Origin of the sequence: Acinetobacter sp. YK3 (assembly GCF_001729365.1) — a bacterium.
Lineage (GTDB): Bacteria > Pseudomonadota > Gammaproteobacteria > Pseudomonadales > Moraxellaceae > Acinetobacter > Acinetobacter vivianii.
Map to the genome: position 1 here is coordinate 16,025 of NZ_LZPJ01000120.1, position 17,863 is coordinate 33,887.

General features: G+C 40.5%; 16 protein-coding genes. 3 read left to right on the forward strand and 13 right to left on the reverse strand.

Annotation, left to right across the window (positions count from 1 at the left end; genetic code table 11):
- The first annotated feature begins 49 nt into the window (after positions 1 to 49).
- Entirely contained in the window at positions 50 to 1,336 is a 1,287-nt protein-coding gene (locus A9Z07_RS14845) for an acyl-CoA dehydrogenase family protein (protein ID WP_171258987.1), read from the forward strand.
- A 15-nt stretch (positions 1,337 to 1,351) separates the two neighbouring features.
- Positions 1,352 to 2,551 carry an acyl-CoA dehydrogenase family protein gene (locus tag A9Z07_RS14850; protein ID WP_062847872.1) on the forward strand — a complete coding sequence of 400 codons (1,200 nt, stop codon included), beginning with the start codon at positions 1,352 to 1,354 and terminating at the stop codon, positions 2,549 to 2,551.
- Positions 2,552 to 2,625: 74 nt separating this feature from the next.
- Here the strand turns inward: A9Z07_RS14850 and gorA are convergent, their stop codons facing one another.
- Together gorA and A9Z07_RS14860 are read right to left on the reverse strand one after the other, a co-directional pair.
- Positions 2,626 to 3,978 (reverse strand): glutathione-disulfide reductase, encoded by a 1,353-nt coding sequence (gene gorA / locus A9Z07_RS14855; protein ID WP_069579678.1) that lies wholly within the window; start codon positions 3,976 to 3,978, stop codon positions 2,626 to 2,628.
- Positions 3,979 to 4,136: 158 nt separating this feature from the next.
- Positions 4,137 to 5,381, reverse strand: a complete 1,245-nt coding sequence (locus A9Z07_RS14860; RefSeq protein ID WP_069579682.1) for an alkane 1-monooxygenase — start codon at positions 5,379 to 5,381, stop codon at positions 4,137 to 4,139.
- Positions 5,382 to 5,570: 189 nt separating this feature from the next.
- Between A9Z07_RS14860 and A9Z07_RS14865 the strand changes: the two genes are divergently transcribed.
- On the forward strand, positions 5,571 to 6,503 hold the full coding sequence (locus tag A9Z07_RS14865; RefSeq protein WP_069579692.1) for an AraC family transcriptional regulator: 933 nt from the start codon (positions 5,571 to 5,573) through the stop codon (positions 6,501 to 6,503).
- Between the two features lie 48 nt (positions 6,504 to 6,551).
- Here the strand turns inward: A9Z07_RS14865 and lpxA are convergent, their stop codons facing one another.
- The 11 genes from lpxA to pyrH form a co-directional block, all read right to left on the reverse strand.
- The gene (lpxA, locus tag A9Z07_RS14870; RefSeq protein ID WP_004772012.1) at positions 6,552 to 7,340 is read right to left on the reverse strand and encodes an acyl-ACP--UDP-N-acetylglucosamine O-acyltransferase; all 789 of its coding nucleotides are present in this window, start codon (positions 7,338 to 7,340) and stop codon (positions 6,552 to 6,554) included.
- Positions 7,337 to 7,822 (reverse strand): 3-hydroxyacyl-ACP dehydratase FabZ, encoded by a 486-nt coding sequence (fabZ, locus tag A9Z07_RS14875; RefSeq protein WP_004772011.1) that lies wholly within the window; start codon positions 7,820 to 7,822, stop codon positions 7,337 to 7,339. The genes lpxA and fabZ overlap by 4 nt, the downstream gene beginning before the upstream one ends.
- Before the next feature lie 6 nt (positions 7,823 to 7,828).
- Positions 7,829 to 8,899, reverse strand: coding sequence for a UDP-3-O-(3-hydroxymyristoyl)glucosamine N-acyltransferase (lpxD, locus tag A9Z07_RS14880; RefSeq protein WP_069579684.1), 1,071 nt, complete (start codon positions 8,897 to 8,899; stop codon positions 7,829 to 7,831).
- Between the two features lie 3 nt (positions 8,900 to 8,902).
- Positions 8,903 to 9,403 carry an OmpH family outer membrane protein gene (locus A9Z07_RS14885; RefSeq protein WP_004772009.1) on the reverse strand — a complete coding sequence of 167 codons (501 nt, stop codon included), beginning with the start codon at positions 9,401 to 9,403 and terminating at the stop codon, positions 8,903 to 8,905.
- A 44-nt stretch (positions 9,404 to 9,447) separates the two neighbouring features.
- Positions 9,448 to 11,961 carry an outer membrane protein assembly factor BamA gene (gene bamA / locus A9Z07_RS14890; protein ID WP_069579688.1) on the reverse strand — a complete coding sequence of 838 codons (2,514 nt, stop codon included), beginning with the start codon at positions 11,959 to 11,961 and terminating at the stop codon, positions 9,448 to 9,450.
- A 34-nt stretch (positions 11,962 to 11,995) separates the two neighbouring features.
- A complete protein-coding gene (rseP, locus tag A9Z07_RS14895; protein WP_004772007.1) occupies positions 11,996 to 13,351 on the reverse strand; it encodes an RIP metalloprotease RseP in 1,356 nt (451 codons plus the stop codon).
- Between the two features lie 5 nt (positions 13,352 to 13,356).
- Complete coding sequence (gene ispC, locus A9Z07_RS14900; protein WP_069579689.1) at positions 13,357 to 14,553, reverse strand: 1-deoxy-D-xylulose-5-phosphate reductoisomerase; 1,197 nt, start codon at positions 14,551 to 14,553, stop codon at positions 13,357 to 13,359.
- On the reverse strand, positions 14,554 to 15,378 hold the full coding sequence (locus A9Z07_RS14905) for a phosphatidate cytidylyltransferase (protein WP_004772005.1): 825 nt from the start codon (positions 15,376 to 15,378) through the stop codon (positions 14,554 to 14,556). It abuts the gene before it with no gap.
- Between the two features lie 2 nt (positions 15,379 to 15,380).
- Positions 15,381 to 16,130, reverse strand: coding sequence for a polyprenyl diphosphate synthase (gene uppS / locus A9Z07_RS14910; protein ID WP_005257328.1), 750 nt, complete (start codon positions 16,128 to 16,130; stop codon positions 15,381 to 15,383).
- Positions 16,131 to 16,135: 5 nt separating this feature from the next.
- Positions 16,136 to 16,690 (reverse strand): ribosome recycling factor, encoded by a 555-nt coding sequence (gene frr / locus A9Z07_RS14915; protein ID WP_004653307.1) that lies wholly within the window; start codon positions 16,688 to 16,690, stop codon positions 16,136 to 16,138.
- 344 nt (positions 16,691 to 17,034) lie between these two features.
- Positions 17,035 to 17,763 (reverse strand): UMP kinase, encoded by a 729-nt coding sequence (gene pyrH / locus A9Z07_RS14920; RefSeq protein WP_004772000.1) that lies wholly within the window; start codon positions 17,761 to 17,763, stop codon positions 17,035 to 17,037.
- Positions 17,764 to 17,863: the final 100 nt, after the last annotated feature.

Genomic DNA, 17,863 nt, shown 5'->3' on the forward strand with positions numbered 1-17,863 from the left:
ATGTCAGCATAATTTTACAACCATCCTTCAGGATATAACCATGTCGAATATGATGAATAAGGCTCAAGGGTTTGGGCTATCTTTGATCACAAAAATCGCAGGAAGCGAAGTACTTGATCAACTCAAATTAAGAAAATTTGTAGAAAAATCATTATATCAAGGTTCAAAAACAGGCTTTAAGGTACTTAATAAAACTCAAAAAGCATTTAAGCCTCAACCCATCGATAAACAACGTCTCCCGAATCAGACTAACAAAAATCTGTTTGATCTCAGCCTGACCGAAGAACAGCAAATGACCGTTGACGCGATGTCACAATTTGCAGAAGAGGTCTTATATACGCTTGCACATGATGCGGACCATCACGCTCAGTTTCCAGAACAACTCTGGCAGCATCTGGTCGATCTCGGCTTAAACTACTACGCGCTTCCAGAAGCCTTGGGTGGCGTTGCAGCAGAAAAAAATATTGTTAGCAATATCCTGATTGCAGAAAATCTGGCAAAAGGTGATTTCAGCCTGACTGCGGGTTTACTCAGTACTTTCAGCGTGATCAATGCCATAACCCGTTGGGGATCTACTCAAGTTCAGTCCATGTATTTACCTGTATTTGCTGAAGATACCGATGTCACTGCAAGTTTTGCCTTCCAAGAAGCAACACCCGCATTTAACCCATTTCAGTTAAAGACCAAAGCCACAGAAGCCAATGGACAATTCTATATTACTGGTGAAAAAACCTTAGTAATTTTAGGCGATACCGCAGATGTCTTTCTGGTTAGTGCAGAATTTAACGGTCAGCCTGATATTTTCGTGGTGCAGTCCAATGAAACTATTGCCATCAAAGCCAATCCAGCGATGGGTTTAAAAGCCTCTGAAACCGCGACACTGCAATTCAACCAGACCCCAGCCTTGCGTTTAGGTGACAGCGATTTTGATTACACCGCTTTTGTCGATCTAGGCAACCTGATGTGGTGTGCCATGGCTGTTGGAACCTGTGAAGCCATCAAAGCCTACTGTATTAAATACGCCAATGAGCGTACAGCCTTCGGTGAACCTATTTCACATCGTCAAAGTGTAGCCTTCATGATTGCGGATATGGCAATTGAAATCGATGCCATGCGTATGCTGGTACTCAATGCTGCAAGCTTGGCAGAAGCCGGACAACCGTTCCATCGTGAAGCTTATCTTGCTAGCCTGCTCTGTGCTGAAAAATCAATGAAAATAGGTACTGATGGCGTACAAATTCTGGGTGGTCATGGCTTTACCAAGGAGCATCCTGTTGAACGCTGGTATCGCGACCTTCGTGCAACTGCAATCCTGCATTCTGGCCTACACGCTTAATTTTGGAGAACAATAATGAACTTACAAAATCCGAAAAAATTCAAAATGCTGGTGGATCAGGCACACGAAACTGCGCTGAATGTTTTACGACCTATTTCCCGTAAATATGACAAAGCCGAACATGCTTACCCGAAAGAACTGGACATGCTTGCTGCCTTACTAGATGGCATGAATGAAAGTGGCGAAGGTGTCGGTGCAGCCAATGCCAGTAAACGCGGCACGGTAAACCCAGATACAGTTGTAAATGGCGGCAATATGTCAGCAGCGCTGGGCATTATTGAAATGTGTTACGGTGATACAGGCCTATTACTGAGTATGCCACGTCAAGGCTTAGGTAACTCTGCCATTGCAGCAGTTGCCAATGATGAACAGTTAGAACGCTTCAAAGGCACTTGGGCAGCGATGGCGATCACAGAACCCGGTTGTGGTTCTGACTCGGCAGCAATTCGCACTACAGCAACCAAAGATGGTGATGACTATATCCTGAATGGTGAAAAAATCTTTGTCACCTCAGGTGAACGTGCCGACTCGGTGGTGGTGTGGGCAACATTAGATAAAAAGCTAGGTCGTGCTGCGATTAAATCATTCGTGGTACCTAAAGGCACATCTGGAATGAAGGTTGAGCGTCTGGAACATAAACTCGGAATTAAAGCTTCAGATACCGCGGTGATTAGCTTTATTGACTGTCGTGTGCCTGCTGCCAATCTGTTAGGTAATCCTGAGATTGATGTGGCAAAAGGCTTTGCTGGCGTGATGGAAACCTTTGACAATACCCGTCCACTGGTTGCAGCAATGGCAATTGGTTGTGCCAAAGCTTCGTTAGAGCGAATTAAAGAAATCTTTAAAGATCAGCTTGATCCAGACTACAAAACACCCTACTTACAAACTTCAAATTTAGCTGCGCAAATCTATCGAATGGAAGCCGAATGGGAAGCAGCCCGTTTGTTAATGATTAAAGCAACCTGGATGGCCGACAATAAAAAACCGAATTCAAAAGAAGCATCGATTGCCAAAGCGAAAGCTGGTCGTGTTGGCAATGAAATTACCTTAAAATGCGTCGAGCTGGCTGCCAGTGTCGGTTATGGCGAAGATGAATTACTGGAAAAATGGGCACGTGACTCAAAAATTCTGGATATTTTTGAAGGTACACAACAGATCCAGCAATTGATCATTGCCCGTCGTGAATTGGGTAAATCATCCAGTGAATTGAAATAATTGTTGCTTTACTTATTCAATGCGAAGAAAAAGGACGTGTTCAGCACGTCCTTTCTATTTTAATAAATTATGCCTTATCTCATCGTCACAAACTCTTCTGCCGAGGTTGGATGAATGGCTACAGTATTATCAAAATCTTTCTTGGTCGCACCCATTTTCAAGGCCACTGCAAAGCCTTGTAAAATCTCATCCATGCCAAAACCGATACCGTGGATACCGACAATTTTTTCATTTCCCCCAACACAGACCAGCTTCATTTTGGTCGGCTGACGATGTTGCGTAATGGCGCTGTACATCGCAGTAAAGGATGAGTTATACACTTTAACCGCTTGTTGCCCGTATTGCTCTATGGCTTCTTTTTCAGTGATCCCCACTGTGCCAATCGGCGGATGACTAAATACCACGGTCGGAATATTGTCATAATCCAAGTGCTCCTCTGGTTTATGATTAAATAATCGCTCAGAGAGTCTCCGCCCAGCAGCCACAGCAACCGGAGTCAGTTCCATTTTCCCTGTAATATCACCCACCGCATACACGCCTTGCTGTGAAGTATTCTGGAATTTATCGACTTGAATATAGCCTCGCTCATCCAGTTGAACATTGGCTTTATCCAGATTCAAACTCGCAGTATTTGGCTCTCGCCCCGTTGCCCAGATTAAGCAATCAACCGTATAGGTTTCGCCATTTTCTAAATGTAAAGTAACGGAATCATCATCATTTTTTGTGATTTTCTTTGGTACAGCTTGGGTATGTACGCTGATACCATCAGTTTGCATGACCTCAACCAATGTTTCACTGACAAATGAATCAAAGCGTCTTACGGGTAAATCCTTACGAATAAACAATCCGACTTGCGAACCCAAAGCATTGAGTACACCCGCCAACTCAACCGCAATATACCCCGAACCGATCACTGCCGTTTTTTTAGGTAAAGCTGTAAGCTCAAAGAAACCGTTCGAATCAATACCATATTCAACACCTTCAATATCTGGTAATGACGGCTGTGTCCCAGTTGCAATCAAGATATGATCTGCCGTGAATTTCTCACCGTTAACTTCGATGGTATTTTTATCAATGAAATGAGCCGCGCCATAAATAAGATCAACCTGATTCTTGCTTAGGCTATTTTGATAGGACTGATGAATACGATCGATATAAGCCTGTCTGTTTTTAATTAAAGTCTGCCAATCGAAAGATTCAACTTTACTGTTAAAGCCATAATCTGGGCCATATTTATGGATGGCCTCAGCCACATGAGCCGCATACCACATCACCTTTTTAGGCACACAACCTACGTTGACACAGGTTCCACCGAGCTCGGCTTTTTCAATTAAGGCACATTTTTTCCCGTACATGGCAGCACGATTCACTGATGCAATGCCACCACTGCCAGCACCAATCGCAATATAATCATAATGTTTTGTCATCTTTGCCTCATAAATTGCTTATAAGATTATTCTTAAGTTATACATAGATATACAGCAAGAAGATGCAAAATCTGTACTTGGTTAAAGTTTTAATACAAGAAAATAAAAAGGCACTGATGATGATTCACCAGTGCCCTGCTTTTGCAATATTTTTTAGATTATGCAGTTGCTACCTGTTCTGTAGAAACTTCATTTAATGATTGGTCAACCACACCAAATTTCTTAAACAGTTTGGCACGACGTTTTGGATAAATATTGGCTTTATTCAAGTCACCTTTATAATGATCAAAGACGCGCTTATCCATCATTTTTGACCATAGTGGTGGAATCAAAGCAGGCAATAACATACTTGCATAACCACTCGGTAATTCTGGCGCTTCATCAAAATGACGCAATGCCTGGAATGGACGGGTTGGATAAGCGTGATGATCTGAATGGCGCTGTAATTGATATAAGAACAAATTGGTCACAATATTATTATTGTTCCAGCTATGCTCAGGCATGGTGCGCTCATATTTGCCATTTTTGTCTTTTTGACGTTTTAGGCCGTAGTGTTCAATATAGTTAATAATTTCAAATAAACTAATGCCGTAGAACGCTTGAGTTGCTAAATAAGGAATTACGCCCTTACCAAACAGACCAACCATTGAGCCATGAAACACGGCACTCATGCCCCAACCTTGTAGCAATTCATTGTCCCTTGACCAGAACTCTTTGCCTTTACGTTTTAAACGCGTCGTTTCGATTTCAATTGCTGATTTGAAAGAGCCAATGACGGTACGTGGCCAAAACTCATAGAACGTTTCACCCATTTGTGAAGATGCTGGATCTTCAGGTGTCGCAGCACGTTTATGGTGACCATAAGGATGTTCAACACGGAAATGGTTATACCCTGTTGGTACCAACGCCAAATGTGAAAGGATATGATCAATACGATCAGATTTATGACTTAGCTCATGTGCAGTATTAATAGCAATCCCATTAATTGCGCCCATTGAAATACCAAGAAAAATCTTATCAATGAAAGAGGTTTCTTTACGGCTTGATAAATAACATGCATAAACATTGGCTGCATATTGTAGTGGAATAAAGCTTTTTACCAATCGAGAATAATATGGGTCTTTTTCTAACAGCTTAATATCTTCATCGGTTGGATTATTGGCGTCTTTCCCAATAATCGTATCAATTGTTGGAATCACAATGTGTAAAACAATTGGACCACCTAAAGCAAAGATTTTTTTCAATGGGCGTGGTGCAAATTGATAACCTGCCAAAATACCAATTCCGATTACAGGCAAAGCTGGGCTAATGGCCCATAAATAACGTTTCCGATCCAACTGAGTTTTTGACTTTGGAATGCTTACTGGCGTAAGTTCTTGCTCAACATTTACTGGCGCATTCATCATCGAATCCATGTCTTTGTATATATAAGTATATTTTGAGGAATTATGGAATTCATGACAGTTGCAAGCGTCCAAAAAAGCTATGTCAAAGTCTTTGGCATGATCCTCCCTGTTTTTGTCCTATAAACACATATTGAGTTATTGGTACAGCTCTCTATAATTTAAATGAATACATCGTTAAAAAATCATATGGATGCTTTAAGTAAAATATTTGCTGATATTCATTTAAATCACACTGAATATATCTACTTGAAAACTCAAGGAGAATGGAGTTTTATCTGCCAAGATCAAAGCGCCTTAATTGTTCATATTGTTTTAGTTGGTTCTGTTTTTATTCAAATTGATGCGCAAAATAGTTTAACTGCACATGCGGGCGAAATTGTGGTGATTTCTTCAGGGAAAGCCCATACAGGTGCAGATAATGCGATTACCAAACTGGTCGATGCCGTTGATATTTCAAAATTGTTCGATGGTCATAAAGAAGAAGCCTTCGAATTCGGCACACAGTCATCCGAAAAAAATCTCATTCTGACGGTACGCTGCCAGATTGACACCATTATGGCTCGTCCTTTTATTCAGGCCTTACCTCCGATTATTCATCTCCAGCACGGAGATACCAATGCGCCCGAATGGCTACAAATTGGCTTACATTTCCTTGCCTTAGAAACACAAAATATTCAGGCAGGCCGCGATATCATCATTGATCATCTCGTGAATATCTTATTAATCAAGTGTATTCGAGATCATATTCAACAAATCTCAACTCAACATGGTTGGCTCAGTGCCTTAAATCATCCAGAACTCAGCAATAGTCTGGCTGCCATCCATAACCATCCCGAAGATGCCTGGACGGTTGAATCATTGGCAGAACAATGCTGTATGTCACGCTCCAAGTTTGCCAGCCTCTTCCACGAAGTGATTGGTGAATCACCTCTCGCCTATTTACAGCAGCATCGCATGCGTCTGGCAAGTCAATATCTGCGTAAAAGCAATCACTCAATACAACAGATTGCCAATAAAGTGGGTTACTCCTCAGAAACGGCTTTTAGCCAAGCCTTTAAACGCACCTTTGAGCATTCACCTAAACAATATCGACAACAATTTGTAGAAGAAGAAAATTGAGCATAAAAAAAAAGACACTATCGTGTCTTTTTTGCTTTGCATTATCGATTAACGCACAATACCACGTGTGGATTGTTCCAATGAATCGATGAATAGCTGAGCCTCAGGTGTTTTGACCAGAATTTCATTACGAATCTGTTCAATCGCCTGTTCAGTGGTTAAACCAGATTTATAGATCAGCTTGTAAGCTTCTCGTAAACCCTGAATCGTATCACGAGACCATCCTTTACGACGCATCCCTTCAATATTCATACCATAAGCACGCGCTGGATTACCAGAGGCCATGATATAAGCAGGTACGTCTTTAAGGATAAGCGCTGCACCACCGATCATACTATATGAGTCGATTTTGCAAAATTGATGAATACCCGCATTACCACCGACAATCACGTGATCGCCGACATGGACATGCCCTGCAACACCAACATTATTAGCAAAAATATTATGGTTACCAATAACACAGTCATGGGCAATATGCGTATTGACCATTAACAGGTTATGGCTACCAATTTTGGTCAGGCTGTGATCCTGAACCGTACCACGATGCAAAGTACAATGCTCGCGAATCGAATTATGGTCACCGATTTCTAACCAGGTTTCTTCGCCTTGATATTTTAAATCCTGACAAATTTCCCCAATACTCGAGAACTGGAAAATATCATTATTTTTACCAATTCTCGTAAAACCACCAATGACAACATGTGAATGTAATTTTGTACCAGAGTCAATACTTACATTTGGACCCACAACACAATACGGACCAATTTGTACATCAGATGCAATTTCTGCAGACGGGTCAATAATTGCTGTGGGATGTATTAAATTCTGACTACTCATGTCTGCTCAATTTTCTGGTGTGAAATAATAATCTCTGCCGTTGCAGCAACAATGCCATCAACGCTAGCAGTACAATTGTACTTGTAAATGCCACGTTTTTGCATCACAAGTTCAGATTTTAAGACAAGCTGGTCACCTGCAACAACTTGTTTTTTAAATCTGATCTTTTCTGCGCCTGCAAATAAAAACAATGAACCTGCTTTCGGCTTTTGATTAGTTAAGACAAAACCCAAGATTCCAGAAACCTGCGCTAATGCTTCAATCATTAGTACGCCAGGCATAATTGGATAAGTCGGGAAATGCCCTTGGAAAAACTCTTCATTAATCGAGACGTTTTTATAACCGACAATACTGTTCTCAGTTATTTCCGTAACGCGATCAACTAATAAAAATGGATAACGATGGGGTAAATATTCACGAATGGTAAGAATATCCATTGGTAATTCAGGCATCGTAAATGCTGGAGATGTAGACTCAGTCATAATAAATTATTTACGTAACTTAAAGGTTGATTCAAGGGACTCTAATTGAGCTTGCATATGATCAAGCCTTTTAGTGATTTGGGTCAATGGCACATCTGCTAATTGTCTGAGACGTACAATTGTCTTTTTCCAGTGACTATTTTCAAAAAGTCCCATACCAGAAGAATACGTTCCAGCCTCAGAAATATTTCTTGTGACCATTGACATTGCAGTAAGTGTCACATTATCTGCAATTGTAAGGTGTCCAACCACCCCTGATGCACCACCTAGAATACAGTTTTTGCCAATCCGGGCACTCCCTGCGATCCCACAATTTGCAGCGATGGCCGTATTTTCACCAATATGCACATTGTGAGCAACTTGCACAAGGTTATCAATAATGACACCATCTTCCAAAATTGTGTCATCCAGTGCACCACGATCAATACTACAATTTGATCCAATTCGAACATCATTTCCGATACGAACCGAGCCCAGTTGTGCAATACGGTGCCACTTACCCTGATACGGTGCAAATCCAAAACCTTCCGTACCAATGACGGTATTGGCGTGGATGCGCACACGATCTTTCAGTTTTGCAGCACCTGTAATCGTCACATGCGCATCAATAAAACAGTCTTTACCAATTTCGACTTCATCATCCACAAAAGCATGTGCCTGAATAATTGTATTGTTACCAACAACACAGTTTTCACCGATTACAACATAGTGTCCAATATACACATCATCGGCAATCATGGCAGATGGATGAATTTTGGCAGTACTTTCAATGCCACGTTGGGTAATCTTTTTTTCAAATAAATGCGTTAAAGTCGCAAAAGCTAAATAAGGATTATCAACAACAATAAAATTTTGTTTATTGATCAGTTGTGATTTAAGTGAAGCTGTGACGATATACACACCCGCATGACTTGCTTCTGCCTGTGCGAGATATTTGTCGCCATTCACAAAACAGATCTGATTTTCTTGTGCATGTTCTAAACTTGCCAAGCCCGAGATCTGAAAATCTTGTGCACCGAAATACTCACCTTTGACAAGGTGAGCAATTTCTTCTAAACGATAAGTACGTCTATTCATTGATTATTTAATTGAATTAACCTTTTGAATCATTTTATCAGTTAAATCATACTGAGCGTCAGAGGCAATCGTAGAATTTTTATTCAAAATGAAGTCTAAGTTGTTCTCTTTACGCAATTGTTCAGCAGCTTGCTTCACACGTGTTTCAAAAGTTGTATTCATTGCCTGCAAACTAGACTGAACTTTGGTTTGTAGACCTTGCTGAGTTGAGTTGAATTCACTCAGTTTTGACTGATATTGAGCAGTTAACTTTTGAATATCAGCCTGATTCATTTTCTGGCCTTCAGTCTGTGCTTTTTGTTGCAAAGACTCTAACTCTTTACCCAATTGTTCAAGACGAGTTGAAGTCGGTTTTACTGACTGGCTCAAGCTCGCATTTTGTTGCTTGAGATAAGTACTGCTTTCTACAACTTTAGCCAAATCTACTACAGCCAAGCCAGCAGCGTTTACTGTTGCGGAAACCGTTAAACCCAAACCTAACATCAGCTTTGTTAATGTTTTCATTATTGCATCCTTTATATATCTTACAGCGCTAAGCAAGGCCGTACTTAGAAAGTACGACCGATTTCGAATTGGATAGATTTAGTATCATCGCCTGGCTTATCATTTAACGGATATGCATAGCTAAGTGATAATGGACCAATCATGGTAATCCATGTGAAGCCAACACCCACGCTATAGCGCATATTGCTAAAATCAAACTTGTAGTTGTCATTACAGTATTGCTTGATGTTGATATCACTTCCATTCATCTTCATTGTTCCAGTTGCGATATCACATTTGGTATCAAATACTTGCGCACCTTCTGCGAACAATACTGGACGAACCTGACGTGTCCAATCACCTTTGAATGGTAAAGGTAATGCCAGCTCTGTACCGAACTGTACTAAAGCATTACCACCAACTTCTTCTGGATCTGGGTCATTCTTATCAGTTTCCTGGAAAATAACACTTGGATATTTTGGTCCTAAAGTACTGTTATCATAACCACGTACCGAACCATAACCACCAGCATAGAAGTTTTTATAGAATGGTAAGTCATTACCATAACCTAATTTACCATAACCACGAAGTACAAAGCCTGCACCCAGTGTTTTAAAGGCTTGCGCATCATAAGTTACTTTTTGATAGTCAACATCACTACCTGGTAAACCAATTTCTAGGCCTACACGATGAGACATACCAGATGTTGGGAAGATTGGTCTATTCAATGTATTATAAGACCAACCAAGGTTTAACATATAGGTTAAGAAGGTACCTTCAAAAGCATTATCGTATGGCTTAAATCCATCCTTACATGTACCTGGTATATCTTTCTGGTCTGAATCTTTTTCATTTACCCCTGTCGGGCACCACGTACCAGTTCCAGTGGCCTTACCACCATTTGCCAATAAATAATCACGAATGTACGTTGATACGCTTGGACCAGTACGAACTTTAGTCTGGTCAACCCCTAAAGATGCACTTAAACTCTGGTTTTCATCAATTGGATAACCAAAACTTAAACTACCACCAATACTATCCGTCACATAGTTATTAACGTTATAGTCTTCATTTAGTTTGGTTTTACGGTAGTAAACGTTATAACCACGACTTACACCATCAATGGTGAAGTATGGATCCGTCACACTTAAGTTATAGTAATCTTGAGTTTCTGAGCGCGACAAATCAATCGCTACACGATTACCTGTACCCATAAAGTTGGTTTGACTTAAACCTGCCTGGAAAGTTACACCACCATTTTGTGAGTAACCTACAGCAAGTGTGGTTGTACCAGAATGTTGTTCTTCAACATTCACGTTTAAATCGACTTCATCAGGAGAGTTTGGTACACGAACAGGTTTTACATCAACTGTTTTAAAGAAACCGGTACGTTCTAAACGAACTTTAGAAAGATCGATTTTCTCGTTACTCGCCAATGCACCTTCCATCTGACGCATTTCACGACGTAAAACTTCATCTGCAGTTTTACTGTTACCTGTGAAGTTGATACGACGTACAGTCACTTGCTGACCTGGATTGATATAATAATTCAGGTTCACAATGCCAGTTTCATTGTTGATTTCAGGTACAACATTTACTTCAGCGTAGTAATAACCTGCATTACCATATTTACGAAGTAAAAGTTGTTTAACTGCATTTACTTTTTCTTGCGAATAAGTTTCACCATCTTTATAAAGCTTAAGCGCTGTTAGCTCTTCTGGTTTATAAAGTGCATCACCCAAGAATTTGGTTTCACCAAACTTAAACTGGCTACCTTCATCTACTGAAACTTCGATAAAGATGTGCTTTTTATCTTCACTTATGTTCAGTTGTGAATTGATAATATTAAAGTTGATATAACCTTTGTTTAAGTACAAAGCACGTAAAGCTTCCAGACTGGCCGCCATTTTTTCACGTGCATAGCGGTCATTACGTGTAACGACAGATGCCCAGCCGCTTTCTTTCACTGCAAAAGCTTGCTTGATATCGCTATCACTAAAGACTGTATTACCGATGATGTTAATATCAAATACTTTAGCAGCAGTACCTTCATTGAAGTTTAGCTTTAATTCAACACGGTTATTTGGACGCGCAACTGTTTCAACCGAAACATCAGCATCATAACGACCTTGCTGGGTGTATTGTTGCTCAAGCTCTGTTTCAATAATCTGTAATGCAGATTTTTTGAAAACTTCACCTTCCGCAATACCCATTTTCTTTAAGCCTTGCTCTAAGGCTTCTTTTGGAATCAGTTTATTGCCTTTGAATTCCAGCTTTGAAATAACTGGACGTTCAACAACTTTAAAGACCAAAACATTATTTTCTTTATAGGTTTTGATGTCATCAAATAAACCAGAAGCATATAAAGTACGGATTGCCTCAGCAATCATAGGATCACTTACTCTATCGCCACTATTTATTGGTAACATAGAATAGATACTTGCAGGTGTTAAACGCACTAAGCCATCAATTCGTATATCTTGTGCAAGAAACTCATCTGCAGCGTATGCTTGTTGTACCACTGCCATCGCACTAACCAGTGCCAAAGGCATTAATAAATGTGTGTGACGCATGCCCATATATTTTCCAGTAAGTTAAATTCCATTTGCGTTGTTATAAACGCATGAAGTCGTTAAATAAAGCCAAAAGCATCATGCTACCGAGCAGTACCATACCAACTTTTAGACCAAACATCTGTATTTGTTCAGAAACAGGTTTACCACGAATTGCTTCGATAAAGTAATACACCAAGTGACCACCATCAAGCATCGGAATCGGTAATAAATTCAAAATCCCTAAGCTGACACTCATCAAAGCCATGAAGGAGATAAACGTTTGCCATCCCATTTCAGCACTTTGACCAGCCACTTTCGCAATCGTGATTGGGCCAGATAAATTATCCAGTCCAATTAAACCACGCACCATCTTGATAATAGAGTTAAAAATCATGCCTGAGAGCTGAGTGGTCTTATCCACTGCGACACCCAAAGCTTCAATCGGTGAATATTGAATGGTTTGTTTGTATTCGTTTGGAATCGTGATCTTACCCGCATCACTCTTCACCCCAAGCACGCCCGTGGTATTGCCCATATTGTCGCGTTGACCTTGAGGCATGACTTGCAAATGCACAATCTGCCCTTCGCGTAATACATCAATATTCAGCAACTTTTCTGGAGAGCTTTGAACTACATCAACCACATCAAACCAGTCTTTCATTGCAACATTATCGATTGCAACGATCTGATCACCCACTTTCATGCCTTGACGCACTGCCGCACCATCTGCACTGAGTTCTTTCACTTTAGCAGGAATCACTGGACGGTAAGGCAAGAAGCCCAATACATCCAATGGAGACTGACTTTGATCTTTCAGGAAATCTTTAATCGGTAAACTAAACTGTTTTTCAGTGCCCGCACGATCAACAATAATCGAGACTTGCCCAGTTTCACCAACACGATTTACCAAAGCGTAATTCAATTTTTCCCATGTTGGCGTTGTTTGTCCGTCAACATTGATAATCTTGTCACCCACTTTCAAGTCAACTTGTGCAGCAGGTGTATTTGGCATCACTTTACCAATACGTGTATTCAGTTGTTCTTGCGCAGGAAGGAACAAAATCCAGAACAGAAATACTGCAAAAAACAGGTTAATCAATGGTCCCGCAGCAACAATTGCAATACGTTTCCACGGAGATTGTCGGTTAAATGCATAAGGTAAATCTTGCTCTGCAACATTGCCTTCGCGCTCATCCAGCATTTTGACATAGCCACCCAGTGGCAAAGCAGAAAGCTGATATTGGATACCTGATTTTTTAGACTGCCATTTTAATAATGTTGGCCCAAAACCAATCGAATAAACTAGAACTTTAACGCCTAATCTACGCGCGACCCAATAATGACCAAATTCATGAATTGCGATCAAAGGACCAAGCAATAAAATCGCTGCAACAATCATAAATAGTGCATTCATACGATTTAGCCTCCTTTTCTCACAATATACTTTTCTGCAATCTGTCTAGCGATCATATCAGTCTGTAAAATGATGTCTATGTTTTCTGCTTTAGCATTTTGTACAGCTTGCAAAGTATGATCGACCACTTGAGGAATCTCGGTGAATCGGATTTTTTGCTTCAAAAACGCAGCAACTGCAATTTCATTTGCTGCATTTAATACTGTAGGTGCCAAACCACCTGCACGCATTGCCTGACGTGCCAAGTCCAATGCTGGAAACTTAACAATATCTGGTTGCTGAAAATTCAATTGAGCTGTCTCAAATAAATCAAGCGCAGGAACATCTGTTACCAACCGTTTAGGCCAAGCTAATGCATGCGCAATTGGCGTACACATATCTGGGTTACCCATTTGTGCCAAAGTTGATCCATCCACATATTGCACCATGGAATGAATAATACTTTGTGGGTGAACAACAACTGTAACAAAATGTTCTGATATTGAAAACAAATGGCAAGCTTCGATCAATTCCAGACCTTTATTCATTAAGGTCGCCGAATCAACTGAGATTTTCTGCCCCATTGACCAGTTTGGATGCTTGCATGCCTGTTGCGGTGTAACATCATGCAGTTGTGCCAAGGAATGGTTGAGAAAAGGCCCACCTGATGCTGTCAGCAAAATACGAGACACACCCAATTGTGGCTGCCCTGTTCTTTCTGCATTGAGATAATCGTGCGGTAGAGATTGGAAAATCGCATTATGTTCAGAATCAACTGGCAACAATAATGCATTATGCTCGCGTGCCGCCTGCATCATGATGTCACCCGACATCACTAATGATTCTTTGTTGGCTAATAAAACACGCTTGCCTGCTTTTACTGCCGCAAGCGTGGGTAACAAACCTGCCGCACCAACAATGGCCGCCATAACGATATCAACGTCAGCATGCTCAGCAATTGCAATTAAGCCAGCCTCATCTGTGAGGATTTCAATATTTTTTAAATTTTCTTGATTTAAACGTTGTTGTAACTCAAATGCTTTTTCATTCGGCACAACAACTACTTTTGGATGATGTTTTTTACAAATTTCTAAAAGTTCATCTAAACGACTATATGCAGAGACTGCAAATACGGTGTATTGGTCTGGGTGCTGTTCCAATACTTTTAAAGTACTTTGACCAATTGAACCAGTAACACCCAATATACAAACAGCTTGAGTCATTTAAAGATCTACACCAATAAGTTTTAATATATACATACCTGTTGCAAAAATCGGTGCAGCAGCAAGCAAAGAATCAATACGATCAAGCACACCACCATGTCCCGGGAGTACACGACCGGAATCTTTAATTCCAGCACGGCGCTTAATCATGGATTCAAACAAGTCACCCAGCACGGATGCGAACACAGTAATGATCGAAAGAATTAAGAATAAGATTAGCTGTATTGCGGTTAAGTTTAAATAGAAATATTGCACAACCAGCATAATGATGACTGTTGTCGCAATACCGCCATATAAACCTTCCACTGATTTATTTGGGCTAACAGAGGGTGCAAGTTTTTTCTTACCAAACTTACGGCCAACAAAATAAGCACCACTATCCGCTCCCCAAACCAGCAGGAACAAATACATCAGCCACCACGGTGAGCTATGCCAAACAGCATAAAGTGAAGTTACCGCAGCAGAAATCAGGATAAATCCGATGATATAGAGGGATGGATTGTACCAATTGTCCGATTCAGGATAATTCTTGACCCAATAGATGCTTCCCAACCATGTGAGAATTGATGCTGCCCAAAGTAAAAGAGCAACATCATCAAAAAATAATGCAAGTGTTGATACTGCTGCAACACAGCCACCATATACCCAAGCCTTCGGCTTTGAAACAGCGGTTACACTACGTGGCATAAGCTTAAACCATTCGTAGCCTGCAACCCCCGCAGCTAAAATCATAAGCATAAACATTGGATAATGTGATTGCGTTGCAAACATGCAACTTAAAACAACAGCAACTAACACCAATGCGGTAATAATCCGCTCTAACATTATTAATTCTCTATTTTCGCTTGTTGAATCTGTTCTGATGTCTTGCCAAAGCGTCGTTCACGTCCTGAAAAAACACGAAAGGCATGATCTAGCTCTTCTATGGTAAATTCTGGCCACAAAGTATCGGTAAAATACAATTCTGCATAGGCAGCTTGCCAGAGTAAGAAGTTAGACAAACGATAATCCCCACCTGTACGGATCAATAAATCAACAGCTGGAAGATCATTTAGACTGACATATTTATCAAATAAATCAACATTTATCTGATCTGCTTGAAGCTTTCCTGCAAGCGCATCCTGAGCAATCATTTTCGCAGCTTGCGCCATATCCCACATTCCACCATAACTAATCGCAATAGTCAGTGTCATAGAGCTGTAGGCTGCTGTTTTTTGCTCGGCATATTGCATCAAATCACGTAATTCATTAGACAACCGAGAACGGTCACCAATAAAACGCAGTGCAATATTGAACTTTTCCATACGCGGCAGTTGCTCATGAATTGTTTCTTCCAACAATTTCATTAACAAATCAACTTCGTATTGGGGACGGTTCCAGTTTTCGCTTGAAAATGCAAAAACGGTTAAAGCGCGAATGCCAACTTTCTTGCAATGCTCGACAATCGGATCCAAGACATTTTTGCCTTCACGATGCCCATCGCCTTTTTGCATTTGATTTTTTTTGGCAAAACGATTGTTGCCATCCATAATGATGGCAACATGTTGAGGAAGAAGCTGTTCTTCTTGCGAGGTCATAAAAATCAGACCTTCATCAATTCTGCTTCTTTTGCTGCAAGACGTTTATCAACCTCTGCAACATATTTATCAGTGATTTTCTGAATATCATCTGATGCACGACGATCATCATCTTCAGAAATTTCTTTTTCTTTCAATAATGCTTTGAGATCACCTAATACATCGCGACGAATGTTACGAATCGCAACTTTGGCATTTTCAGCTTCTGCACGCGCAACTTTTTGCATATCACGACGAGTTTCTTCTGTTAACGCAGCCATTGGTACACGGATTGCATCAGCAGTAATAGGGTTCAAGCCCAAACCTGCTTCACGAATCGCTTTATCTATCGCAGCAACCATTGAACGTTCAAATGGTTGAACCAATAGCGTACGTGAATCTTCAAGCCCGATATTTGCGACTTGATTCAACGGAACATCAGAGCCGTAGTAAGAAACCATCACACCATTTAAAATAGATGGGTGCGCACGACCTGTACGAACTTTGGCAAAGCCCAACTCTAAAGAGTCAAGCGACTTCTGCATGCGCTGTTCGCTATCTTGTTTGAGATCGTTAATCATATGATCTTCCTTACTTATTCATTAGGTATTACAAAATATTTAAACATTAGTATAAAGAGCTTTATGGCTCACGTACATGAGGGTTTATTAACATTTCACAGATGATTGCGACAGAGAATATTTTTTAGGCGATGCAAGGCATGTTTTATGAAATTTAGCCACTCTAAATAAATGAAACATAACGCAGTAACGCCAAAAAATATTCCTGTCCCGCAGGGTTATGACTAAAACTTCCTCAAACGTCGTTATGAAACTCAATAAGGGTATCGCCATTATTTTCGCTTCATGCCTAGTTTGTGTTGTTTTAGTCTATAACGCAATGCATGGTGAAATATTAGTAAACCCTAGTTCGTAACGTGAGTACCCTCTTTTTCGCCCATTACCACAGAAAGTAATGCACCAGATTTGTTCATATCAAAAACTTGTAATGGCACATTGTGATCACGACATAAACAAATTGCCGTAAGATCCATCACGCCAAGCTTTTCATCAAGTACTTGATCGAAAGTTAAATTGTCATATTTAACCGCATCATCGTATTTGCTTGGATCTTTGTTATAAACGCCATCAACTTTGGTCGCTTTCAAGATCAGGTTCGCTTCGATTTCGATACCACGCAAGCAAGCTGCGGTATCTGTAGTAAAGAATGGGTTACCTGTACCAGCAACAAAAACACACACTTCACCTTGACTTAAATGACGGATCGCATCGCGGCTTGAGTATGGTTCAACAACTGTACCAATCGACAATGCTGACATTAAACGTGTTTTGATATTGCGGCGCACCAATGCATCGCGCATTGCCAAACCGTTCATCACAGTCGCCAACATGCCCATCTGGTCGCCTGTTACACGTCCAACCAGACCATCTTTCTGTAGCTGGCTACCGCGGTATAAGTTACCGCCACCAACAACGATACCCACTTGCACACCCAAACCTACCAAGTGAGCAATTGAAAGTGACATTTGATCTAACACTTGGGCATCAATACCCATATCTTTATTACCTGCTAAAGCTTCACCAGAAAGCTTTAGCAAAATTCGTGCATAACGTGGATTTTTAGAAGCTGACATACTTTTACTCCAAACCGACCAATCTCAAAATTTTCTTAAATTTAATTCAACATCAAGCAGATTTAATCTGGATTAACTTTGCAAATAAATCGTATTCATC

Coding starts and splice junctions, on each gene's coding strand:
- A9Z07_RS14845 (WP_171258987.1), top strand. CDS start 50: ATGATGAATAAGGCTCAAGGGTTTGGGCTATCTTTGATCACAAAAATC.
- A9Z07_RS14850 (WP_062847872.1), top strand. CDS start 1,352: ATGAACTTACAAAATCCGAAAAAATTCAAAATGCTGGTGGATCAGGCA.
- gorA (WP_069579678.1), bottom strand. CDS start 3,978: ATGACAAAACATTATGATTATATTGCGATTGGTGCTGGCAGTGGTGGC.
- A9Z07_RS14860 (WP_069579682.1), bottom strand. CDS start 5,381: ATGAATGCGCCAGTAAATGTTGAGCAAGAACTTACGCCAGTAAGCATT.
- A9Z07_RS14865 (WP_069579692.1), top strand. CDS start 5,571: ATGGATGCTTTAAGTAAAATATTTGCTGATATTCATTTAAATCACACT.
- lpxA (WP_004772012.1), bottom strand. CDS start 7,340: ATGAGTAGTCAGAATTTAATACATCCCACAGCAATTATTGACCCGTCT.
- fabZ (WP_004772011.1), bottom strand. CDS start 7,822: ATGACTGAGTCTACATCTCCAGCATTTACGATGCCTGAATTACCAATG.
- lpxD (WP_069579684.1), bottom strand. CDS start 8,899: ATGAATAGACGTACTTATCGTTTAGAAGAAATTGCTCACCTTGTCAAA.
- A9Z07_RS14885 (WP_004772009.1), bottom strand. CDS start 9,403: ATGAAAACATTAACAAAGCTGATGTTAGGTTTGGGTTTAACGGTTTCC.
- bamA (WP_069579688.1), bottom strand. CDS start 11,961: ATGGGCATGCGTCACACACATTTATTAATGCCTTTGGCACTGGTTAGT.
- rseP (WP_004772007.1), bottom strand. CDS start 13,351: ATGAATGCACTATTTATGATTGTTGCAGCGATTTTATTGCTTGGTCCT.
- ispC (WP_069579689.1), bottom strand. CDS start 14,553: ATGACTCAAGCTGTTTGTATATTGGGTGTTACTGGTTCAATTGGTCAA.
- A9Z07_RS14905 (WP_004772005.1), bottom strand. CDS start 15,378: ATGTTAGAGCGGATTATTACCGCATTGGTGTTAGTTGCTGTTGTTTTA.
- uppS (WP_005257328.1), bottom strand. CDS start 16,130: ATGACCTCGCAAGAAGAACAGCTTCTTCCTCAACATGTTGCCATCATT.
- frr (WP_004653307.1), bottom strand. CDS start 16,690: ATGATTAACGATCTCAAACAAGATAGCGAACAGCGCATGCAGAAGTCG.
- pyrH (WP_004772000.1), bottom strand. CDS start 17,763: ATGTCAGCTTCTAAAAATCCACGTTATGCACGAATTTTGCTAAAGCTT.